The sequence below is a fragment of the Actinacidiphila alni genome (assembly GCF_900112845.1).
Lineage (GTDB): Bacteria > Actinomycetota > Actinomycetes > Streptomycetales > Streptomycetaceae > Actinacidiphila > Actinacidiphila alni.
In genome coordinates this window covers 1-18,293 of the sequence record NZ_FONG01000042.1, presented here as the reverse complement: position 1 = coordinate 18,293, position 18,293 = coordinate 1, and the positions used below count along the sequence as shown (strand labels likewise).

The 18,293-nt window shown below is 72.5% G+C and carries 18 protein-coding genes; 10 read left to right on the top strand and 8 right to left on the bottom strand.

The window, feature by feature from the left end; translation table 11 throughout:
* Positions 1–540 precede the first annotated feature (540 nt).
* On the top strand, positions 541–1,545 hold the full coding sequence (gene trpS, locus BM076_RS35295; RefSeq protein ID WP_093717869.1) for a tryptophan--tRNA ligase: 1,005 nt from the start codon (positions 541–543) through the stop codon (positions 1,543–1,545).
* A gap of 25 nt (positions 1,546–1,570) precedes the next feature.
* On the opposite strand, the gene proC is transcribed toward trpS, so the two are convergent.
* From proC to BM076_RS35270, 4 genes are all read right to left on the bottom strand, one after another.
* Complete coding sequence (proC, locus tag BM076_RS35290; protein WP_093717868.1) at positions 1,571–2,419, bottom strand: pyrroline-5-carboxylate reductase; 849 nt, start codon at positions 2,417–2,419, stop codon at positions 1,571–1,573.
* Between the two features lie 139 nt (positions 2,420–2,558).
* On the bottom strand, positions 2,559–3,296 hold the full coding sequence (locus tag BM076_RS35285) for an ABC transporter permease (protein ID WP_093717867.1): 738 nt from the start codon (positions 3,294–3,296) through the stop codon (positions 2,559–2,561).
* On the bottom strand, positions 3,293–4,141 hold the full coding sequence (locus BM076_RS35280) for an ABC transporter ATP-binding protein (RefSeq protein WP_407640755.1): 849 nt from the start codon (positions 4,139–4,141) through the stop codon (positions 3,293–3,295). The genes BM076_RS35285 and BM076_RS35280 overlap by 4 nt, the downstream gene beginning before the upstream one ends.
* A gap of 1,293 nt (positions 4,142–5,434) precedes the next feature.
* Positions 5,435–5,938, bottom strand: coding sequence for a hypothetical protein (locus BM076_RS35270; RefSeq protein WP_245796680.1), 504 nt, complete (start codon positions 5,936–5,938; stop codon positions 5,435–5,437).
* A gap of 145 nt (positions 5,939–6,083) precedes the next feature.
* Between BM076_RS35270 and BM076_RS35265 the strand changes: the two genes are divergently transcribed.
* The 8 genes from BM076_RS35265 (at position 6,084) to BM076_RS35230 (ending at position 12,253) form a co-directional block, all read left to right on the top strand.
* Complete coding sequence (locus BM076_RS35265) at positions 6,084–6,383, top strand: hypothetical protein (RefSeq protein WP_093717865.1); 300 nt, start codon at positions 6,084–6,086, stop codon at positions 6,381–6,383.
* Positions 6,383–7,090: a hypothetical protein gene (locus tag BM076_RS35260; RefSeq protein ID WP_093717864.1), complete on the top strand. Its 708-nt coding sequence runs from the start codon at positions 6,383–6,385 to the stop codon at positions 7,088–7,090. Before BM076_RS35265 ends, BM076_RS35260 begins: the two co-directional genes overlap by 1 nt.
* Positions 7,090–8,940: a putative T7SS-secreted protein gene (locus BM076_RS35255; protein ID WP_093717863.1), complete on the top strand. Its 1,851-nt coding sequence runs from the start codon at positions 7,090–7,092 to the stop codon at positions 8,938–8,940. The genes BM076_RS35260 and BM076_RS35255 overlap by 1 nt, the downstream gene beginning before the upstream one ends.
* 5 nt (positions 8,941–8,945) lie before the next feature.
* Positions 8,946–9,326, top strand: coding sequence for a hypothetical protein (locus BM076_RS35250; RefSeq protein WP_093717862.1), 381 nt, complete (start codon positions 8,946–8,948; stop codon positions 9,324–9,326).
* Complete coding sequence (locus tag BM076_RS35245; RefSeq protein ID WP_143120735.1) at positions 9,323–9,676, top strand: hypothetical protein; 354 nt, start codon at positions 9,323–9,325, stop codon at positions 9,674–9,676. Before BM076_RS35250 ends, BM076_RS35245 begins: the two co-directional genes overlap by 4 nt.
* A complete protein-coding gene (locus BM076_RS35240; RefSeq protein WP_093717860.1) occupies positions 9,673–10,386 on the top strand; it encodes an enhanced serine sensitivity protein SseB C-terminal domain-containing protein in 714 nt (237 codons plus the stop codon). The genes BM076_RS35245 and BM076_RS35240 overlap by 4 nt, the downstream gene beginning before the upstream one ends.
* A gap of 72 nt (positions 10,387–10,458) precedes the next feature.
* Positions 10,459–11,673, top strand: a complete 1,215-nt coding sequence (locus BM076_RS36990) for a hypothetical protein (RefSeq protein WP_177246774.1) — start codon at positions 10,459–10,461, stop codon at positions 11,671–11,673.
* Positions 11,674–11,833: 160 nt separating this feature from the next.
* Positions 11,834–12,253: a hypothetical protein gene (locus BM076_RS35230; RefSeq protein ID WP_322937152.1), complete on the top strand. Its 420-nt coding sequence runs from the start codon at positions 11,834–11,836 to the stop codon at positions 12,251–12,253.
* Positions 12,254–12,338: 85 nt separating this feature from the next.
* On the opposite strand, the gene ilvD is transcribed toward BM076_RS35230, so the two are convergent.
* From ilvD to BM076_RS35210, 4 genes are all read right to left on the bottom strand, one after another.
* Complete coding sequence (ilvD, locus tag BM076_RS35225) at positions 12,339–14,192, bottom strand: dihydroxy-acid dehydratase (protein ID WP_093717870.1); 1,854 nt, start codon at positions 14,190–14,192, stop codon at positions 12,339–12,341.
* Between the two features lie 121 nt (positions 14,193–14,313).
* Positions 14,314–15,003 carry a TetR/AcrR family transcriptional regulator gene (locus tag BM076_RS35220; protein ID WP_093717858.1) on the bottom strand — a complete coding sequence of 230 codons (690 nt, stop codon included), beginning with the start codon at positions 15,001–15,003 and terminating at the stop codon, positions 14,314–14,316.
* Positions 15,000–15,839 carry a sugar phosphate isomerase/epimerase family protein gene (locus BM076_RS35215; RefSeq protein ID WP_093717857.1) on the bottom strand — a complete coding sequence of 280 codons (840 nt, stop codon included), beginning with the start codon at positions 15,837–15,839 and terminating at the stop codon, positions 15,000–15,002. The genes BM076_RS35220 and BM076_RS35215 overlap by 4 nt, the downstream gene beginning before the upstream one ends.
* Positions 15,840–16,072: 233 nt before the next feature.
* On the bottom strand, positions 16,073–17,041 hold the full coding sequence (locus BM076_RS35210; protein WP_093717856.1) for a Ppx/GppA phosphatase family protein: 969 nt from the start codon (positions 17,039–17,041) through the stop codon (positions 16,073–16,075).
* Positions 17,042–17,137: 96 nt separating this feature from the next.
* Here BM076_RS35210 and BM076_RS35205 point away from each other — a divergent pair, with 96 nt between their 5' ends.
* Complete coding sequence (locus tag BM076_RS35205; RefSeq protein ID WP_093717855.1) at positions 17,138–17,965, top strand: hypothetical protein; 828 nt, start codon at positions 17,138–17,140, stop codon at positions 17,963–17,965.
* Positions 17,966–18,293 lie beyond the last annotated feature (328 nt).

Genomic DNA, 18,293 nt, shown 5'->3' with positions numbered 1-18,293 from the left:
CGACTCTATCAGACGCTTTCCAGTGTCTGACCCCCAGTCAGCGGGGCTTGTCTTTCCGGCTGTTGGGCCGTTCCGACGAGTGAGACTTTAGCGGAAGTTTGGCGGCCGAACCAAATCGGCGCTTTCGCTTCTCGCGTGCTCCCATTCCGAATGCGCACACGCGAACGCCTACGGGAGACCGAAGTCGGCCGTCGTTGTCGTGCGAGTGTTTGCTGCGGGATGGCTGTCCGGGGACCGACCGGGGTCGGCGCTCACGCTCGGACAACCCGGGGAACGTTACGCACGGGCCCTGGGAGTGTCAAATCGCCGCCGTGCCCCTCCCCAGGGGTCTACTCTGGCCCCCATGACGACGCATGCGCACGACACCCAATGGTGGGCCGCCTAGAGGCGGCCCGGAGTCACGCATGCATCCAACGGCCGCCGCCTCGGCGGCCGTTTTCGTTGTCCCGGCCGCAGTGGGCGGTGGTCCGCGGTACTCAGCCCGACCCGTACCCGACCAGCACACCCACCACTCAGCAGCGGAAGCAGGAGACAGCAGCCATGACGCGCATCTTCAGTGGGGTCAAACCGACCGGCCACCTCACCCTCGGGAACTACCTCGGCGCCATCCGGCGGTGGGCCGACGAGGACCAGCACCGGGCGGAGTCGCTGTTCTGCGTGGTGGACCTGCACGCGCTCACCGTCGACCACGACCCGGCCCGCGTACGCCGGCTGACCCGGCAGGCGGCGGGGCTGCTGCTGGCGGCCGGGCTCGATCCACAGGTGTGCACGGTGTTCGTGCAGAGCCATGTGGACGAGCACGCGCGGCTGTCGTACGTGATGGAGTGCGTGGCCACCGACGGCGAGATGCGGCGGATGATCCAGTACAAGGAGAAGACGGCGCGGGCGCAGGCGGCCGGGCAGGGCGTACGGCTGTCGCTGCTGACGTATCCGGCGCTGATGGCGGCGGACATCCTGGCGTACGGGGCCGACGAGGTGCCGGTCGGGGACGACCAGACGCAGCACGTGGAGCTGACGCGGACGCTGGCGGAACGCTTCAACCAGCGGTACGGGCACACCTTCGTCGTGCCCCGGGCGACGCCGCCCGCCGTGGCGGCGCGGGTCATGGACCTCCAGGACCCGACCGGGAAGATGGGCAAGTCGCACGACGCGACCGCCGGCATCATCTATCTCCTCGACGAGCCCGCGACCATCACCAAGAAGGTGATGCGGGCGGTGACCGACAGCGGGACCGGCGGGGTGGAGTACGACCGGGCCGAGCGGCCCGGGGTGGCGAACCTGCTGGACATCCTGGCCGCCTGCACGGGCAAGGAGCCGCAGACGCTGGCCGACGACTACGACTCGTACGGCGCCCTCAAGCGCGACACGGCGGAGGCGGTGGTCGAACTGCTGCGGCCGTTGCAGGCGCGGCACGCCGAGTTCAGCGCGGACCCGTCGTACGTGGACGGGGTGCTGCGGGACGGCGCGGCGGCCGCCCGTGCGCTGGCCCGGCCGACCGTCGACGCGGCCTACCGGGCGATCGGGCTGCTGCCGCCGGCCCCGTAGCACCGGCGGCGGTACCCGGTCCGGGTCAGCCGTTGCCGGAGGCCAGCTCGCGGCTGCGGTCGCGGGCGGCCTCCAGCGCGGCCAGCAGGGCGGCCCGTACGCCGTGGTTCTCCAGCTCGCGGATGGCGTTGATCGTCGTACCGGCCGGGGAGGTGACGGCCTCGCGGAGCTTGACCGGGTGCTCGCCGCTGTCGCGCAGCATCACGGCCGCGCCGATCGCGGACTGCACGATGAGGTCGTGGGCCTGGGCGCGCGGCAGACCGAGCAGGATGCCCGCGTCCGTCATGGCCTCGACGAGGTAGTAGAAGTACGCGGGGCCGGAACCGGACAGGGCGGTCGCCGCGTCCTGCTGCTTCTCCGGCACCCGCAGTGTCTTGCCGACCGGCTTGAAGATCGCCTCGGTGCGGGCGAGATGGGTCTCGGTGGCGTGCCGGCCGCCCGAGATCACCGACATGCCCTCGTCCACCAGCACTGGGGTGTTCGGCATGACGCGTACGACCGCGATGCCGTCGGCGAGGCGCTCCTCGAAGAAGGACGTCGGGATACCGGCGGCCGCGCTGATGACGAGGCGGTCGGCGGGTACGTGCGCGGCCAGCTCGTCGAGCAGGGCGCCCATGTCCTGCGGCTTGGCGGCCAGGATCAGGGTGTCGGCGGCCTTGGCCGCCTCGGCGTTGCCGACGGCCTCGACGCCGTACCGGGACCGCAGCTCCTCGGCGCGCTCCGGGCGGCGGGCGGTGACGAGCAGATCGCCGGGGGCCCAGCCGGCCCGGATCATGCCGGACAGCAGGGCCTCGCCGATCTTGCCGGTGCCGAGGACGGCGACCTTCTGCTTCTCCTGGGCCGTGTCGGCGTCCGGGGTGTGCTGGGCGGTCATGGTGGCGGCTCACCTCACGCGGTACTGCGGGACGGGCGGTCTTCCCGTTCATCCTCGCAGGGGCGGACACGGCAAGCAGTCCGCGTCCGCCCCTCGGTCACCCGCTCTCCACCTCTTCGGTCCTACTCGCTCTTCGGTCCTACTCGGTCCTGCGGCGCAGGGTCGCCGAGCCCAGGCCGAGGGCCAGCAGGGCGCAGCAGGCCACGATGATCAGGTCGCGGACGAAGTCGCCGGTCACACCCGTGTGGTGGACGATCTGCGTGGTGGCGTCGGCCGCGTACGACATCGGCAGCACGTCCGACAGGCCGCTGAGCACCGGCTGCATGTCGCCGCGCGGCACGAACAGCCCGCACAGCAGGATCTGCGGCAGCAGCACCGCCGGCAGGAACTGCACGGCCTGGAACTCGCTCGACGCGAAGGCACTGATGAACAGCCCCAGCGCGGTGCCGAGGAAAGCGTCGGCGAGCGCGGCGACCAGCAGCAGCCAGGACGAGCCGGTGACGTCGAGGCCCAGCGCGAGAACCGACAGGCCGGTGGCCAGCGCGGCCTGGACGACGGCGACGGCGCCGAACGCCAGCGCGTAGCCGGCCAGCAGGTCGGCCTTGCCCAGCGGCATCGACAGCAGCCGCTCCAGCGTGCCCGAGGTGCGCTCGCGGAGCGTCGCGATGGACGTGACCAGGAACATCGTGATCAGCGGGAAGATGCCGAGCAGGGAGGCGCCGGCCGAGTTGTACGTCTGCGGGCTGGCGTCGAAGACGTACTTCAGCAGCGTCAGCAGCACGCACGGGACGACGAGCATCAGGGCGATCGTGCGCGGGTCGTGGCTGAGCTGGCGCAGGACGCGGCGGGCCGTGGCGAGGGTGCGGTCGAGGTTCATCGCGCGCTCGATTCAGTGGGGGCGGCGCCGGCATCGGCCTTGGTCTGCTGTGCGGGGGTCCTCGCCGTGCTCCCGGCGTTGCCGTTCGCCTCGCTGCCGGCCTCGCTGTTGGCCTCGTCGACCAGGCGCAGGAACGCCTCCTCGACGGTCTCCGAACCGGTACGTTCGCGCAGCGCGTCCGGGGTGTCGTCGGCGAGGATCCGGCCCTCGCGCATCAGCAGCAGGCGGTGGCAGCGCTCGGCCTCGTCCATCACGTGCGACGAGATCAGTACGGTCGCGCCCCGGTCGTCCGCGATGTGGTGGAACAGCTCCCACAGGTCCCGGCGCAGCACCGGGTCCAGGCCGACCGTCGGCTCGTCCAGCACCAGCAGCTCCGGCTCGCCCAGCAGCGCCACCGCCAGCGAGACGCGGCCGCGCTGGCCGCCGGACAGATTCGCGGCGAGGTTGTCGGCGTGCGACATCAGATTGACGTCGGTCAGCGCGCGTTCGACCTGCGCGGCGCGGTCGCGGTGCGCGATGCCGAGGACGGAGGCGTAGTAGTCGAGATTCTGCCGGGCGGTGAGGTCGGCGTACACCGACGGCGCCTGCGTCACGTACCCCAGGCGCGGGCGGAGGCTGCGATGGCCCGCCGGGTGCCCCAGCACGTTCAGCGTGCCGGTGACGTGGGCCTGCGAGCCGACGATCGACCGCATCAGGGTGGATTTTCCGCAGCCGCTCGGTCCCAGCAGGCCGGTGATGCGGCCGGGCGGGATCGTGAACGAGAGGTCGTCGAGCACGGTGCGGCCACCGCGTACGACGCGGAGGCCGGCGGCCTCGATGGCGGGTCCGGGGGCTTTATTCATCATGTGATGAATAAACACCCGTGACAGGGTGCGCGTCAAGCTCTGCGCCCTCCGGGCGGGGGTTCCGACCGGGCTCGGGCGGCGCCGGTGGTGAGGGGTGTCCTCGGGGCGGGCCTTCGGGGCGGGTCAGGGTTATCCCCTATGGCGTTCATGGCGGGCGCGCAGGACCGTTGCGGTATGAGGCGTTCATCCCGAGAAGTTGCTGCATCCCGTGTCGAGAAGCGGCAGTTGGCCGTGGCCTCGGCGACGCTGGGGCCTTGGCGGCCCGCTGCTGCTGTCGGTGCGATCGGGGGTGGGGTGTCCCTGGCCCTGCACCTCGTGCACGGGCACTTCGGGCTCGGCGTGCTGGCTGGTGCGTTGTCCGTCGGGGCCCTGCTTTTTTACTGCGTGGGCGGGGCGGGGGCTGTGCTCGGCTACTCCGGTGCCGGGTCCGGGTCCGGTGCCGGGCGGTCCGGGAGGGATCACCGCATACGGCGGTGGGCGCGGGAGCATCCTTGGCGGGTGGCGGCGGTGCCGGGCTCTTTGATGCTGGTCAGTGACTTTGTCATACGGCAGGTGCTGACCAGTCAAGGGTTCTTCGGGTCCGTCTGGACCGGGGTGTGGCACGGGGCGGTCGTCGCTGCGGTCGTCGGTGCCGTCGGCACGGTCGCCGCTGCGCGGCGGGCTTGATCCGGGTTCCCTCTCCAGGGTGCGTTTGCCCCTCCGGGGTGCGTTTGCCCGCCCGCCCTCCCGTGCGGGTGCGTGTGCGGTGGGGGTCCCCCCGCCGAAGGTAGGGGGAGGGTGCCGCCTGTGCGGGGGTCGGTGCCGGGCCGGGGTGTCTCCTCGAGCTGCGTGCGGCACCCTTCATACGTATTCGGTGACCATGTGTTGGCACGCAAATCTGCGGGGACACCCCGACCCGGCCCCTCCTCGCCGTCGGCGTCCTCCCCACCACTGGGGTGAGAGGTCAAAGACCAGGTTGGGCGCCCGGGGAATGCGGTGCCCAACAGGGGTGCCCATGGGTGACCCGGGGCGACATCGGTACCCAGAGGGCACCACAGGCACCGGGCGCCCTCACGGTCTTTCACCCCACCCCCCAGTGGCCGGCAGCCGCCAACGGCGAGGAGGGGCCGCCGTGGGGTGCCCCCGCAGATTTGCGTGCCGACACCAGGGCACCGAATCCTCCAAGAAGGGTTCCGCACGCAGCTCGAGGAGGCACCCCGCGGTGGCACCGACCCACGACGAGTGGCGCCCGCAGACGCCAACGCACCCGCACGGGAGGGCGGGCGGGAAAGACACGGCAAAGACGCGAAGCGGCTAGCGCCGCTTGCGCTTGGGCTTCTTCCTGGCGTGAGCAGAGAGCGCGGCCTCGTACTCCGCTCGGCAGAGAGCCTCGCCCGGGGCCTCGCTGAGGCTGCGGACGAAGTACGCGAGGAGGATGCCGAGGAAGCCCACGGCGACAAGGCCCTGCGCTGACCGCGCCGCGTCCGCGTCGGCAGCGGGCGGCCGCCGCCGCGAGAAGGACTGCCAGGTCCGCTGGAAGGCGAGCGCGCTGCAGACGGCGAAGCCGGCGATGGCCAGGAACGTGACGAAAGCACCGATCTCCGCGTCCGCGAGCCCCTGGAAGCCGAAGCGAAGGACGAGCGCCCCCACGGCGGTGGCGAGCAGGGACCCGACGGCGACCCCGGCCCGCCGCCAGGCGTAACCGCCGTCGTGCGCGACCCACGTCGTACCGAAGAAGCGGATCTCCTCGGGCCGGGGCTCGCCACGCGCGGGCGTCGGCACCGCCGCCGCCCGCTCCTCGCCGAGGGTCTCGCTCACGTTGTCCACACGGTCGATTATGACCGAAAACGGTAGGGTCCCGGACCGCCGTACCGGGAGGCGGGGCGGAACCCGCCCCTGTGCCCCCGGCGTCCCCTTACGTAAGCTCGGACGCCCGCCCGCACCGCACGCCCCGGGAGAACCAGTGACTGACCTCGGCTACGACCTCGTGGCGCTCGACGGCTTCGGCAGCCAGCTGCTGCGGATCAAGCAGGGGCTCGATTCCAGCCAGTCGGTGATCGACTCGTACGACGCGGACTACGGCCACGGCACCGTACGCGACGCGATGCACCACTTCGAGAAGCACTGGCGGGACGGCCGCAAGCACGTGGAGCACAGCGCGGAGACGCTGGCCTCGATGGTGACCGAGGCCGTGAAGGCGTACACGAAGGTGGACGAGGACCTCGCGAAGCAGTTGCGCGACGGCACGAAGGGCCAGCAGTGATGGGCGCAGAGGGCGGGGGCCCGCGGCTGGACGTCGGGGTGGGGTACGCGATCCGCGTGCCGGGCACGTGGTTCGAGGTGGATGTGCGCCCGGCCACCCGGGCGGCCTCGGCCGCGGATCTGGTGAACGCCCGGATCACGGACCTGCCCGAGCTGCGCGAGCGCCGCGCGGACATCGTGCGGCTGATCCGCCGGCAGGCGGCCGACGCGTGGGACGCGGGCGCGGTGTACTGCGCGGTGATGGCCGAGCCGGTCGCGGACGGGCTGCTGCCGGCGTGCGTGACGGTGTCCTTCGTGGCGGGCCCGGCCGACGCGCGCAGTGACGCCGAGGACCGGCTCGGCCCGCTGATGGCGCCGCTGACGCCGCGTACGGCGAAGAACGAGGGCGACCCGTGGACCGAGGTGACGACGCTGGAGCTGCCGGAGGCGGGCCCGGCGGCGCGGTCGTACGGGGTGGAGGACGTCGAGGACCCAGCGACGGGGCGGGCGCTGCGGGTGGTGACGATGCAGACGTTCGTACCGTTGCGGGACGTGAACCGGGTCGCGATCGTCTCGTGCAGCAGCCCCGCGGTGGAGGTGGCGCCGGCCCTGATCGACGTGTTCGACGCGATCACCGGCACCTTCCGGCTCTTCCGCACCGCCGATCTGCTGGTCGGCGATGGTGCGGTCACTCACGATCCGATCACTCACGATGCGGAGCGTTCCTGATGGCCCGGCCCACCGACTGGCACGTCCTGGACCTGCACGACGACCCGACGCCCGGCGACCCGTACCGGATACGGGAGCTGTCGCGGCGTACGCGGTCGATCGCGGACGACGCGGAGTCGGCGGCCCGCAGCGTCCGGGGGCTGGCCGGTGACCAGGCGACGATGACGTGGATCGGCGCGGCCGGCGACGTCTTCAAGGACGCGATCGGGAAGTTCCCCGGTCAGCTCGACAAGGTCGCCGACTCGCACCACCGGGCGGCGGACGCGCTGGACACGTACGCGGGCAGCCTGGAGACGGCGCAGGGCCAGGCGGACCGGGCGCTGACGCAGGCGCGCGAGGTGTACGACACGGTGCAGTCGCTGCACGCGCAGCTCAGCACCGCGGGCGCCGCGCTGGACGCGCTGAACAAGCCCGCCCCGCACTCCCCCGAGCCGCCGGACCCGGAGCAGGTCAAGGAGCAGGCGCGCAAGCACACGGCGGCGCAGAATCAGGTCAGTTCGCTCAACGCCCAGCTCAGCGGGCCGCAGGCGCAGCTCGACGCGGCGAAGAAGCTGGCCGGGCAGGCGGCCGAGCTGCGGAACACCGCGGCCGACACCGCGGGCAAGAGCCTGCACGACGCGGCCAACGCCGGTATCCCGCCGGACTCGTTCTGGCACAAGCTCGGCGAGCTGGCGGCGAAGGTGTGGCACGGGCTGATCGTCGTCGCCAAGATCGTGGTGGCCGTCGGCGGCATCATCGCGCTGATCATCGGCGGCCCGATCGCCTGGATCGTCTTCGCGGCAGCGCTGCTCGTCCTGGCGGACACGTTGTACGAGTATTCGCAGGGCAGAGCCTCATTGTGGGATGTGGCGCTGGCCGCTTTGAGCTGTATTCCGATGACGAAGGGGCTCACGACGCTCGCGGAGTTGAAGACGGCCTTCCAGGCGGGCGGCCTGCTGGGTGCGGGTGTGCACATCCTGGGCGCCGGCTGGGGCGCGCTGAAGGGGCTCGGCAATCTTGCCAAGGTCGCCTGGGAGGGCAAGACCGCGCTGCCGGGGCTGATCCGCGCGCTGCCGTTCACCGCGTGGGGGAAGCTCACCCAGATGTCGACGGAGCTGCGCTTCGGCGCCAAGGGACTGCTGACCGGCTTCGGCGGCGGGTTCGCGGACGGGTCGTCGTTCTTCGGTTCGTTCCGCAACGGGTTCTCGGAGGCGATGGACGGCTGGAGCGCGGGCCGGTCGACCGCGCGGGGCCTGCCGTCGTTCCAGGCGCGTGCCTGGCAAGGCTCCGGCGGCTACCCGGGGATCGACGTCTTCCACGACACCGTGCTTCCCGCGGGGTCGAAGGCGGAGGTCCTGCACCCGGCGCTCACCGGTTTCGCGGTGCCCGAGGGGACGATGGCCAAGCTCGGTCTGGACTCCGCGGAGATCAGCCGGGGCGTCCAGGTCGGGCCGTCCGACCTGCAACCGGGCCGGATCCTGCACGAGTACCGCACTGAAGGGGTGACGATCCGCTTCAATGCCGACACCCCGGCGGCCACGGGTGTGGCGCGCGCCAACTCGCAGTTCGGCGCGGGTGGTCAGCCGCAGTTCTTCGTGCCGGGGCTCGCCGACCACATCGCGGCGGGCCGGGTCTCCGTCATCGACTCCAGCGGCAATGTGCTGCCCATGGTGAACAAGGTCGTCGCCGACACCAGCGGCGGCGGGCACATTCCGCTGAGCAACTTCGATCTGCCGTCGGGCTCACCGATCCTGACCAATCAGCAGACGGAGAACACCTTCAAGTCCGGCGTCTCCTTCGTCAGCGGGCTGGGCTACGGCACCGTGCGCGGCGTCCAGGCGGGCGTCGATGCCACAGCACCGAGCAGGTGAACCGAATGAGCGACGCACGGGACAGCGCGACGGGCGACGGGCGGGTGCGTATCAGCGCCGAAGGGACCGCGAGCGAGCCGCACGCGCACCTGGCCCCGGTGGTCGCGGCCGAGATCGGCTGGGGCAACCGCGTGCTGGCGCAGTGGGGACGGTCCGATCCGCTGCTGGACGACCGCAGTCTGAGTTTTCTGTACCCGCTCCATGTGGACGCGCTGCGGCGGACGTTCGGCTTCCCGCCGAACATCAAGCTGTACGCGATCATGCCGCGCCCCGGTCACCCGCGGGAGAAGGCACGGCTGCTGCTGACGGACACGGACCGGTACGTGACGGTCCACTCGCCGCTGCCGGAGGACTGGCCGTACGGCGAAGGGGAGATCGCGCTGTGACCGGGCGGGACGGAACACCGGTGGTGATCCCGCCCGCGGGCACGGACGACAATCCGCACGCCCACCTGGACGCGGTCGTGGCCGCCGAAGTGGGGTGGGGAAACCGGATCGAGCGGGACTGGTACGTGATCGACTGGCACTTCGGGTACTGGGACCTGGTCCTTGCTCGGCCGTTCCACATCGCGGAGCTGCGGGAGACGTTCGCGTTTCCCGAGTCGGTCGTGCTGACGGCGACCGGCCCCAGGCCGGGACAGAAGCCGTCACTTTTCCTCGGCGACTCCCGTTTCGTGAGCATCACCAGCCCTTTGCCGAAGGACTGGCCGTACGGCGAAGGAGAGGTCGGGCTGTGAGTGGGGCTGCGGGAGGCGGGGACAGCGGCGGCGCGCTGCCGGTGAGCGCGCTGGTGTTCCGGATCGCGGACAGCAATGTGCTGATCGGGGTGCGGAGCACGGAGCGGGGGCCGGAGCCGTTGTTCACCGATGTGGGTGGGGAGCCGTGCGCGGTGGCGTACACGGATCCGGAGGAGATCAGGCGGGATCTGCCGGAGGAGTACCGGCTGTTCCAGATCACCGTGCCGGAGCTGCTGATGCGGCTGCCGGTGCAGTGCGGGCTGGTGATCGATCCGCGGGCGGCGTCGCCGTTGTACGTGGCGGCGGCGGAGCGGGACGCGGTGATCGCGGCGGGGCAGCCGTTCCCGGCGGGGGCGCCGGTGCGGATCAAGCAGGGCGGGGACCGGCAGCCCGCGCTGGTGGCGGCGGCGCTGCCGCGGGTCGCGGCCGTGGGCGGGGTGCGCCGGGTGTACCTGACCCGCTATCAGGTGGCGGACGCGCGCGAGAAGGTGCTGGTGGCGTACGAGGCGGACGCCGAGCCGGCGGGTACGGACGCGGCGGCGGCCGACGCGTTCATGGCCGCGGCGGCGGAGGTGGAGCTGGCGGACGCGATGCAGGTCGTGGCGCTGGACGACATCCCGGAGGAGCTGCGGCGGATCGTGCTGGAGGACGTGCCGCCGGTGTACGTACGGGCGGACCTGCGGGACGGCCCGCGGGACGGGGACGCGTGAGGGAACGGGCGTGACACACCCGTTCGGCGGATGATCGGATTGTTCCGGCGCCCGATGCGTTCTCCTGACGTCATGTCAGACATTCGCACGGGCCCGTCCCGTACCCGGCGTCGGCCGCGGATCACGCAGTGCGTTCTGGGGGTCGCCTCCGCCTCGCTGGCGGTCGCGGCCTGCACCTTGGCGATCGGTACGGGGGCGGCGCGGGCCGCCGGGGAGGCCGCGACGGCCGAACTGGTGGACCTGACGCTCACCCCCGCGCCGCCCCTGGGGGTGCCGGGCTTCAGCGGGCGGTACGGGACCGCCGCGTCGGCGGCCGGGACCGGCGAGGACCCCGGGGACTTCTCCGACCCGTCCGGGGTGCTCGGCCACATGACGGTGGTCGGCGCCACCACGGCGCGGACCAACGCGGAGGAGGCCCGCAATTACGCGGAGGCGCAGGCCGGCGGCTTCACGCTCGCCCTCAACTCCGGCACGCCCGACTTCCTGACCGTGGGCTCGCTCGACGCGTACGCGGAGTGCGTGCCGCCGCCGGTCGGGCCGTTCGCCTTCGCGTACGCGCGCACCGACGGCTCGGTGATCGAGGTGCTCGGGCACACCGTGCCGGTCGGGACGACGACCATTCCCGTGACGGGCGCCGAGATGGGCGCCCCGGGGATCGGCGGCGGCACGCTGACGGTGACGTACCAGCCGTACCAGCACCCGCCGGGCGGCTCCCCGACGCCGGGTCTGACCGCGGCGGACGCGGGCGTGGACATCACGATCAGCGGGACGTTCACGGACACGGCGGGCGCGCCCGCGTACGACGGGCCGCTGGTCGACCTCAGGCTCGGGCACGTCGCGGTCAGCTGCGACACCACGACCCCGACGCCGACGAACTCGATCCACACGACGCCGCCGACGGAAACGCCCACGGAGACGCCCACGGAGACCCCGACCGTGACGCCGACCACGGAAACGCCGACCGTGACGCCCACGACGACACCGCCCACCGAGACGCCGACCGTCACTCCCCCGACCGAAACCCCGACGCAGACCCCGACCACCGGCACGCCCACCCCGACGGAGACGGGGACGCCGACGCGCACGCCGACCCGGACGCCCACGTCCTCCGCCCCCGTCACCGTGCCGGGCACGGATACGGGCACGGGTACGCCCGGTGGCGGCGGCGAGCTGCCGCACACCGGCAGCCCGGTGCGGTGGGCGGCGGGCCTGTCCGCCGCTTCGCTGCTGCTCGGCGGCCTGCTCCTGGCCCGCGGCGCCCGTTCCCGCGTCGGCCGTCACCGCTAGCCACCCTCAGGGGCACGGTCCCGACAAGCACTCGAATTGGCATATGCCTACGGCATGCACCCCGCACGGGTCATACTTGCTGCCCATGGAAGGACAATTAACTGCGGAAGCCGGCACCGCCGGCCACCGGGCGCCATTCCACACGCTCGCGCGCTACCTGATGACGTCGAGCCTGCGCCGTACGCTCCCGGGGCACCTGTGGGTGCGCCGGGACGCGGCGGTGGTCGTCGACGACCGGACGGCGGCCGAGCCGGACATCGTGGTCGTGGACGCGGAGACCGACGAGGTGGTGCTGGCCGTCGAGGTCGTCCCGGCGGACGGCGAGGCCGACAGTGAGGCCGACAGCGAGGCGGGCGGCGGGGCCGGGGCGGCGGACGCCACCCAGGCGTACGCGACGGCCGGCATCGCGCACTTCTGGCGGGTCGAGCAGGACCCGGTCACCGACCGGCCGATGGTGTACGTGCACGAACGGGACGCGGCGACCGGCGCGTACGCCCTCACCGGCGTGCACCGCGAGGAGCTGGCGGTGCCGGTCCCGTACCGGATCACCGTCGACCTGACCGGCATCGACCACCTCTGAGCGCACCCGCGGCGCAAGCACGGCGGCGCCCCCGTACCGTCACCGGTGCGGGGGCGCCGCCGTGTCGACTCGCGGACGGCCCGGGTCAGCGCTCCAGCTTGGAGATGTCGCGCACCGCGCCGCGGTCCGCGCTGGTGGCCATCGCCGCGTACGCGCGCAGCGCCGTGGAGACGTGGCGGACGCGGTCGCGCGGGGCGTAGACGCCGCCCAGGGCGTCGCGGCGCGCGGCCAGCTCCTCCTCGGGCACCAGCAGTTCCATCGAGCGGTTCGGGATGTCGATCCGGATCCGGTCACCGTCCTCGACCAGCGCGATGGTGCCGCCGGCCGCGGCCTCCGGGGAGGCGTGGCCGATGGACAGGCCCGAGGTGCCGCCGGAGAAGCGGCCGTCGGTGACCAGCGCACAGACCTTGCCGAGGCCGCGGCCCTTGAGGAACGAGGTCGGGTAGAGCATCTCCTGCATGCCGGGACCGCCGCGCGGACCCTCGTAGCGGATCACCACGACGTCGCCGGGGGCGACCTTCTTGGCGAGGATCTTCTCGACGGCCTCCTCCTGCGACTCGCAGACCACGGCCGGGCCCTCGAACGTCCAGATGGACTCGTCGACGCCCGCGGTCTTCACGACCGCGCCGTCCACCGCCAGATTGCCGCGCAGCACGGCCAGGCCGCCGTCGGCGGAGTAGGCGTGGGCGACGTCGCGGATGCAGCCGCCGGCCGCGTCGGTGTCCAGCGACTCCCACCGCTCGGACTGCGAGAACGCCTCGGCGGAGCGCTTGCAGCCGGGCGCCGCGTGCCACAGCTCGACGGCCTCGGCGGAGGCCGCGCCGCCCCGCACGTCCCAGGTGTCCAGCCACTGCTTGACGGACGGGGAGTGCACGGTGTGCACGTCCTCGTTGAGCAGACCGCCGCGGTACAGCTCGCCGAGGATGGCGGGGATGCCGCCGGCGCGGTGCACGTCCTCCATGTAGTACGTGCCGCCGGGCGCGACATTGGGCGCGACCTTGGCCAGGCAGGGGACGCGGCGCGAGACGGCGTTGATGTCGTCCAGGCCGTAGTCCAGCTCCGCCTCCTGGGCGGCGGCCAGCAGGTGCAGGATCGTGTTGGTGGAGCCGCCCATGGCGATGTCGAGCGCCATGGCGTTGTCGAAGGCGGCGCGGCCGGCGATGGCGCGCGGCAGCACCGTGGCGTCGTCCTGCTCGTAGTGCCGCTTGGTCAGCTCCACGACGGTGCGGCCGGCGTTCTCGTACAGCGCCTTGCGGGCGGTGTGGGTGGCGAGCACCGAGCCGTTGCCGGGCAGGGCCAGGCCCATCGCCTCGGTGAGGCAGTTCATCGAGTTGGCGGTGAACATGCCGGAACAGGAGCCGCAGGTCGGGCAGGCGTTCTCCTCGATGCGGAGGATGTCCTCGTCCGAGACGTTCTCGTTGACGGCGTCGGCGATCGCGTTGATCAGGTCCAGCTTGCGGACGGTGCCGTCGACCAGCGTGGCCTGGCCGGCCTCCATGGGGCCGCCGGAGACGAAGACGGTCGGGATGTTGAGGCGCAGCGCGGCCATCAGCATGCCCGGGGTGATCTTGTCGCAGTTGGAGATGCAGATCAGCGCGTCCGCGCAGTGCGCCTGGACCATGTACTCGACGGAGTCGGCGATCAGGTCGCGGGAGGGCAGGCTGTAGAGCATGCCGCCGTGGCCCATCGCGATGCCGTCGTCCACGGCGATCGTGTTGAACTCGCGCGGCACCGCGCCGGCCGCCTTGATCGCCTCGGAGACGATCCGGCCGACCGGCTGGAGGTGGGTGTGACCCGGTACGAACTCGGTGAAGCTGTTGGCGACCGCGATGATCGGCTTGCCGATGTCGCTGTTGGCGACGCCGGAGGCGCGCATCAGCGCGCGGGCGCCCGCCATGTTGCGGCCGTGGGTGACCGTACGTGACCTCAGCTCGGGCACGGTGTCCACTCCCTTGGGTTCACTTGGCTCGTACTGCTGCTGCTTGACCATCGAGCGTACGCCCGTCGCCCAGGATCCGGACGAGAGGTCCGGAATGCGGGACGCGCGGTCCCACGAGGCGTTATGGGCGGACGTCCGCGGCCGTCAGATAGCGCTGGAGGACCGGGCCGACCATCGCGACCACGTCCTCGGGGGGCGCGGACGCCAGGGGTTCCACCCGGACGATGTACCGCAGCATGATGATGCCGACGAGCTGGGCGGCGGCCAGCTGCACCCGGAATTCCGGGTCCGGTACGTCGAGGCCGCCCGCGAGGCGGGCCAGGACGCGGCGGCTGACCATGCCGCGGAAGACGGCGGCGGCCGTCTCGTTGGTGACCGCGGACCGCACGATGGCCAGCAGGGGCTCGCGCGAGACCGGGTTCTCCCAGATCTGGAGCATCAGGCGGGCGACGCGCTCCCCCATGCCGTCGATGCCGCCGGCCGCGACCAGGTCGGGGATGTTCATCGCGGGCGCGAAGGACAGCTCGATGGCGGCGCCGAAGATCTGTTCCTTGGTGCCGAAGTAGTGGTGGACCAGGGCGGAGTCGACGCCCGCCGCCTTGGCGATCGAGCGGACGGAGGTCTTGTCGTAGCCGCGCGCGGAGAACTCCTCGCGGGCGGCGGCCAGGATGCGGTCGCGGGTCTCGGCGGTGCCGGCCTTGGTCCCCGCGGGGCGGCCGCGGCGGCGGGGGGCGGATTCCCGGGCGGCTTCCCGTGCGGGGGCCTCGCGTGCGGCGGCCTCGCGTGCGGGGGTGCGTTTGGCCGCCGTCACGCCGGGCCTCCGCCGACCGGGGCCGGGGCCGCGTAGTGCAGGCGCGTGAAGGCCAGGGCCTCGGCGAGGTCCGCCTCCCGCTCCGCCGTGGACATCGCGCGGCGGGTCGTGACCTCGACGACGACGTGGCCGTCGTAACCGCTCGCCGCCAGTTCCGTCAGCAGCTCTGCGCAGGGCAGGGTGCCGCGGCCCGGCACCAGGTGCTCGTCCTTGGCCGAGCCGGTGCTGTCGCCGAGGTGGACGTGGGCGAGGCGGTCGCCCATCGCCGCCAGCAGGCCGAACGGTTCGGTGCGGGAGGTCGCGGCGTGCGAGAAGTCGATGGTCAGGTCGGGGTAGTCGTGCCGGGTGACGTCCCAGTCCGGCGCGTACGCCTGCATCTCGCGGTCCCGGTAGCGCCACGGGTACATGTTCTCGACGGCGAAGCGTACGTCCGTCTCGCCCGCCATCCGCCGGATGCCGGCGACGAACTCCCGCGCGTAGCCGCGCTGCCAGCGGAAGGGCGGGTGCACCACGACGGTGTCGGCGCCGAGCCGCTCGGCCGCGGCGCGGGCCCGCTGGAGCTTCACCCACGGGTCGACCGACCACACGCGCTGCGCGATCAGCAGGCACGGGGCGTGCACCGCCACGATCGGCATCCGGTGGAAGTCGGAGAGGCGGCGCAGCGCCTCGATGTCCTGGCTGATCGGGTCGGTCCACACCATGACCTCGACGCCGTCGTAGCCGAGGCGGGCCGCGATCTCGAAGGCGGTGGCCGTGGAGGCGGGGTACACCGACGCCGTCGACAGCACGACCTTCGCCGGGCCCGAGCGGTCCGGCGGGCCGGGCCTGGTCGCCACGGCGGGACCGGGCGCGGGCACGGGCGCGGATGCGGATGCGGGCGCGGGAGCGGACACGGGTGCGGGTGCGGACACGGCGGGACGTTCCTGCGCGCCCCGGCCGCCGCGCCCTTCGCGTCTCACCGCGGCTTCCGATTTCCGACCCGTTGGTTCAGCCACGCGCACCAGCGTAAGGCCGCGGGCCCCGCCGCACGGGGCAGCCGCCCGCCGCGGTGGGGTGCCGGGGGCCGCTGTTACGGGGTCCAGCGGGTGAGGGCGGCGCCCGGGGCGGCCTCGTTGGAGATGAGGTCGAGCTTGCGGAGGATGACGCCCTCGCGCAGGGCCCAGGGGCAGATCTCGAGTTCGTCGACGCCGAAGAGGTCCATGGCCGCGTCGGCGACGAGGGCGCCGGCCAGGAGCTGGCCGGCCCGGCCGACGGAGACACCCGGCAGGGTGCTGCGCTGGGCCGCGGTCATCGCGGCCAGCCGCGGCACCCACTCCTCCAGAACGTCACGGCGCAGCTTGCGCTGGGCGTACGGGCCCTCGGCGGAGCGGGCCGCGCCCGCGATCCGGGCGAGCTGCTTGAAGGTCTTGGAGGTGCCGACCGCGTGGTCAGGGCGGCCGAGCCGGGCGAATTCCGGGACCGTACGGGCGATTTCGGCACGGACGTGGCGGCGCAGCGACCGTACGTCCTCCGGGGTCGGCGGGTCGCCGGGCAGCCACGCGCCGGTCAGCCGGCCCGCGCCCAGCGGCAGCGAGACGGCCGCGTCCGGGTACTCGTCCATGCCGTAGCCGACTTCGAGGGAGCCGCCGCCGATGTCCAGCACCAGCAGGCGGCCGGCCGACCAGCCGTACCAGCGGCGTACCGCCAGGAACGTCAGCCGTGACTCGTCCTCGCCGGACAGGACGGTGAGGCGCACTCCCGTCTCGGCCTCGACCCGGGCGAGGACGGCCTCGCCGTTGGCCGCTTCCCGCACCGCAGAGGTCGCGAACGGCAGGACGTCCTCGGCGCCCTTGTCCTCCGACACGCGCAGCGCGTCGGCGATCGTGCCGACCAGGCGGTCGACGCCGGCGTCGCTGATCGCGCCGTGCTCGTCGAGGAGTTCGGCCAGGCGCAGCTCCGCCTTGTGGGAGTACGCGGGCAGTGGACGCGCGCCGGGGTGCGCGTCCACCACCAACAGGTGGACGGTGTTGGAACCCACGTCAAGCACTCCGAGTCGCATGGGCATGACGCTAGCGCGCCGCGGCGGGCGCTGGTTGCGCGGGCGGCGCGCGGACCATTCAGCGCATTCCGGTCGTCCGGTCTTACGCTTGGGCGCGTGGCGAAGGTGAAGGCCGTCAAGGCCAAGAAGAAGAGTCCGCGTTCAGGCAAGGGTTCCGGGCTCTCGGCGCCCGGTGTTCCCGACGAGACCGGGCTGGACTTCGCCCGCGCATGGGTCGAATTCGTCGATCCCGCCGACGAGGAGCAGGTTTTCCGCTGCGATCTGACGTGGCTCACGTCGCGTTGGACGTGCGTCTTCGGCAGCGGCTGCCAGGGGATCGTGGCCGGGCGGGCCGACGACGGGTGCTGTTCGCTCGGCGCGCACTTCTCCGATGACGACGACGAGAAGCGGGTCGCGGAGCATGTGGCGAGGCTCACGCCGGAGACGTGGCAGTTCCACGCGGAGGGCGCCGACGGCGCCTGGGCGATGGAGAACGAGGACGGGGAGCGGCAGACGCGGGTGGTGGACGGGGCGTGCGTGTTCTCGAACCGGGCGGGGTTCGCGGGCGGGCAGGGGTGCGCTTTGCACGCGCTGGCGTTGCGGGAGGGGCGGGAGCCGCTGGAGACGAAGCCGGATGTGTGCTGGCAGTTGCCGATCCGGCGGACGTTCGACTGGGTGGACCGGCCGGATGATTCGCGGGTGCTTGTGGTGTCGATCGGGGAGTACGACCGGCGGGGGTGGGGGCCCGGGGGTCACGATCTGCACTGGTGGTGTACGTCGGCGACGTCGGCGCACGGGGCGGGGGAGCCGGTGTATGTGTCGTACCGGGCGGAGCTGACGGAGCTGATGGGGGTGGCGGCTTACGACACGCTGGTCGGCCTGTGCGAGGCGCGCCTCGCCTCGGCTCTTCCGCTGGTCGCGCCGCATCCGGCCGATCCGGCGTAGTCCGGGGGCGAGGTTGGGGGGTCGGGGCGGGTCGTCCGGGGGCGGGGGCCGGGGGCTCCGGGAGAGGGGGTCGAAATCGGTATATTTACGGCGCTTCTGGTACGTCCGTACCCGCACCCTCTTCCACGCCACAAATATCCGGCAGCATTTCGACCCCCTCCCCCTGCGCCCCCGGCCCCCTCCGGTTGTTCCCCACGGTCCGGGCGGTTCGGGGTCCGGGTGGTTCGGGGGTGCGGGTGGTTCGGGGGTACGGGTGGCGCGAGGGTGCTATTCGGTTGGGGTGGGGGACTGCGACTCCGTCGGTGTGGTGGGCGGCGTCGTCGGGGGT

Excerpts from the sequence above, each read along its gene's own strand:
- BM076_RS35285 (WP_093717867.1), bottom strand. The coding sequence starts at position 3,296 with ATGAACCTCGACCGCACCCTCGCCACGGCCCGCCGCGTCCTGCGCCAG.
- proC (WP_093717868.1), bottom strand. The coding sequence starts at position 2,419 with ATGACCGCCCAGCACACCCCGGACGCCGACACGGCCCAGGAGAAGCAG.
- BM076_RS35210 (WP_093717856.1), bottom strand. The coding sequence starts at position 17,041 with ATGCGACTCGGAGTGCTTGACGTGGGTTCCAACACCGTCCACCTGTTG.
- BM076_RS35260 (WP_093717864.1), top strand. The coding sequence starts at position 6,383 with ATGGGCGCAGAGGGCGGGGGCCCGCGGCTGGACGTCGGGGTGGGGTAC.
- trpS (WP_093717869.1), top strand. The coding sequence starts at position 541 with ATGACGCGCATCTTCAGTGGGGTCAAACCGACCGGCCACCTCACCCTC.
- BM076_RS35250 (WP_093717862.1), top strand. The coding sequence starts at position 8,946 with ATGAGCGACGCACGGGACAGCGCGACGGGCGACGGGCGGGTGCGTATC.
- BM076_RS35280 (WP_407640755.1), bottom strand. The coding sequence starts at position 4,141 with ATGATGAATAAAGCCCCCGGACCCGCCATCGAGGCCGCCGGCCTCCGC.
- BM076_RS35255 (WP_093717863.1), top strand. The coding sequence starts at position 7,090 with ATGGCCCGGCCCACCGACTGGCACGTCCTGGACCTGCACGACGACCCG.
- BM076_RS35230 (WP_322937152.1), top strand. The coding sequence starts at position 11,834 with ATGACGTCGAGCCTGCGCCGTACGCTCCCGGGGCACCTGTGGGTGCGC.
- BM076_RS36990 (WP_177246774.1), top strand. The coding sequence starts at position 10,459 with ATGTCAGACATTCGCACGGGCCCGTCCCGTACCCGGCGTCGGCCGCGG.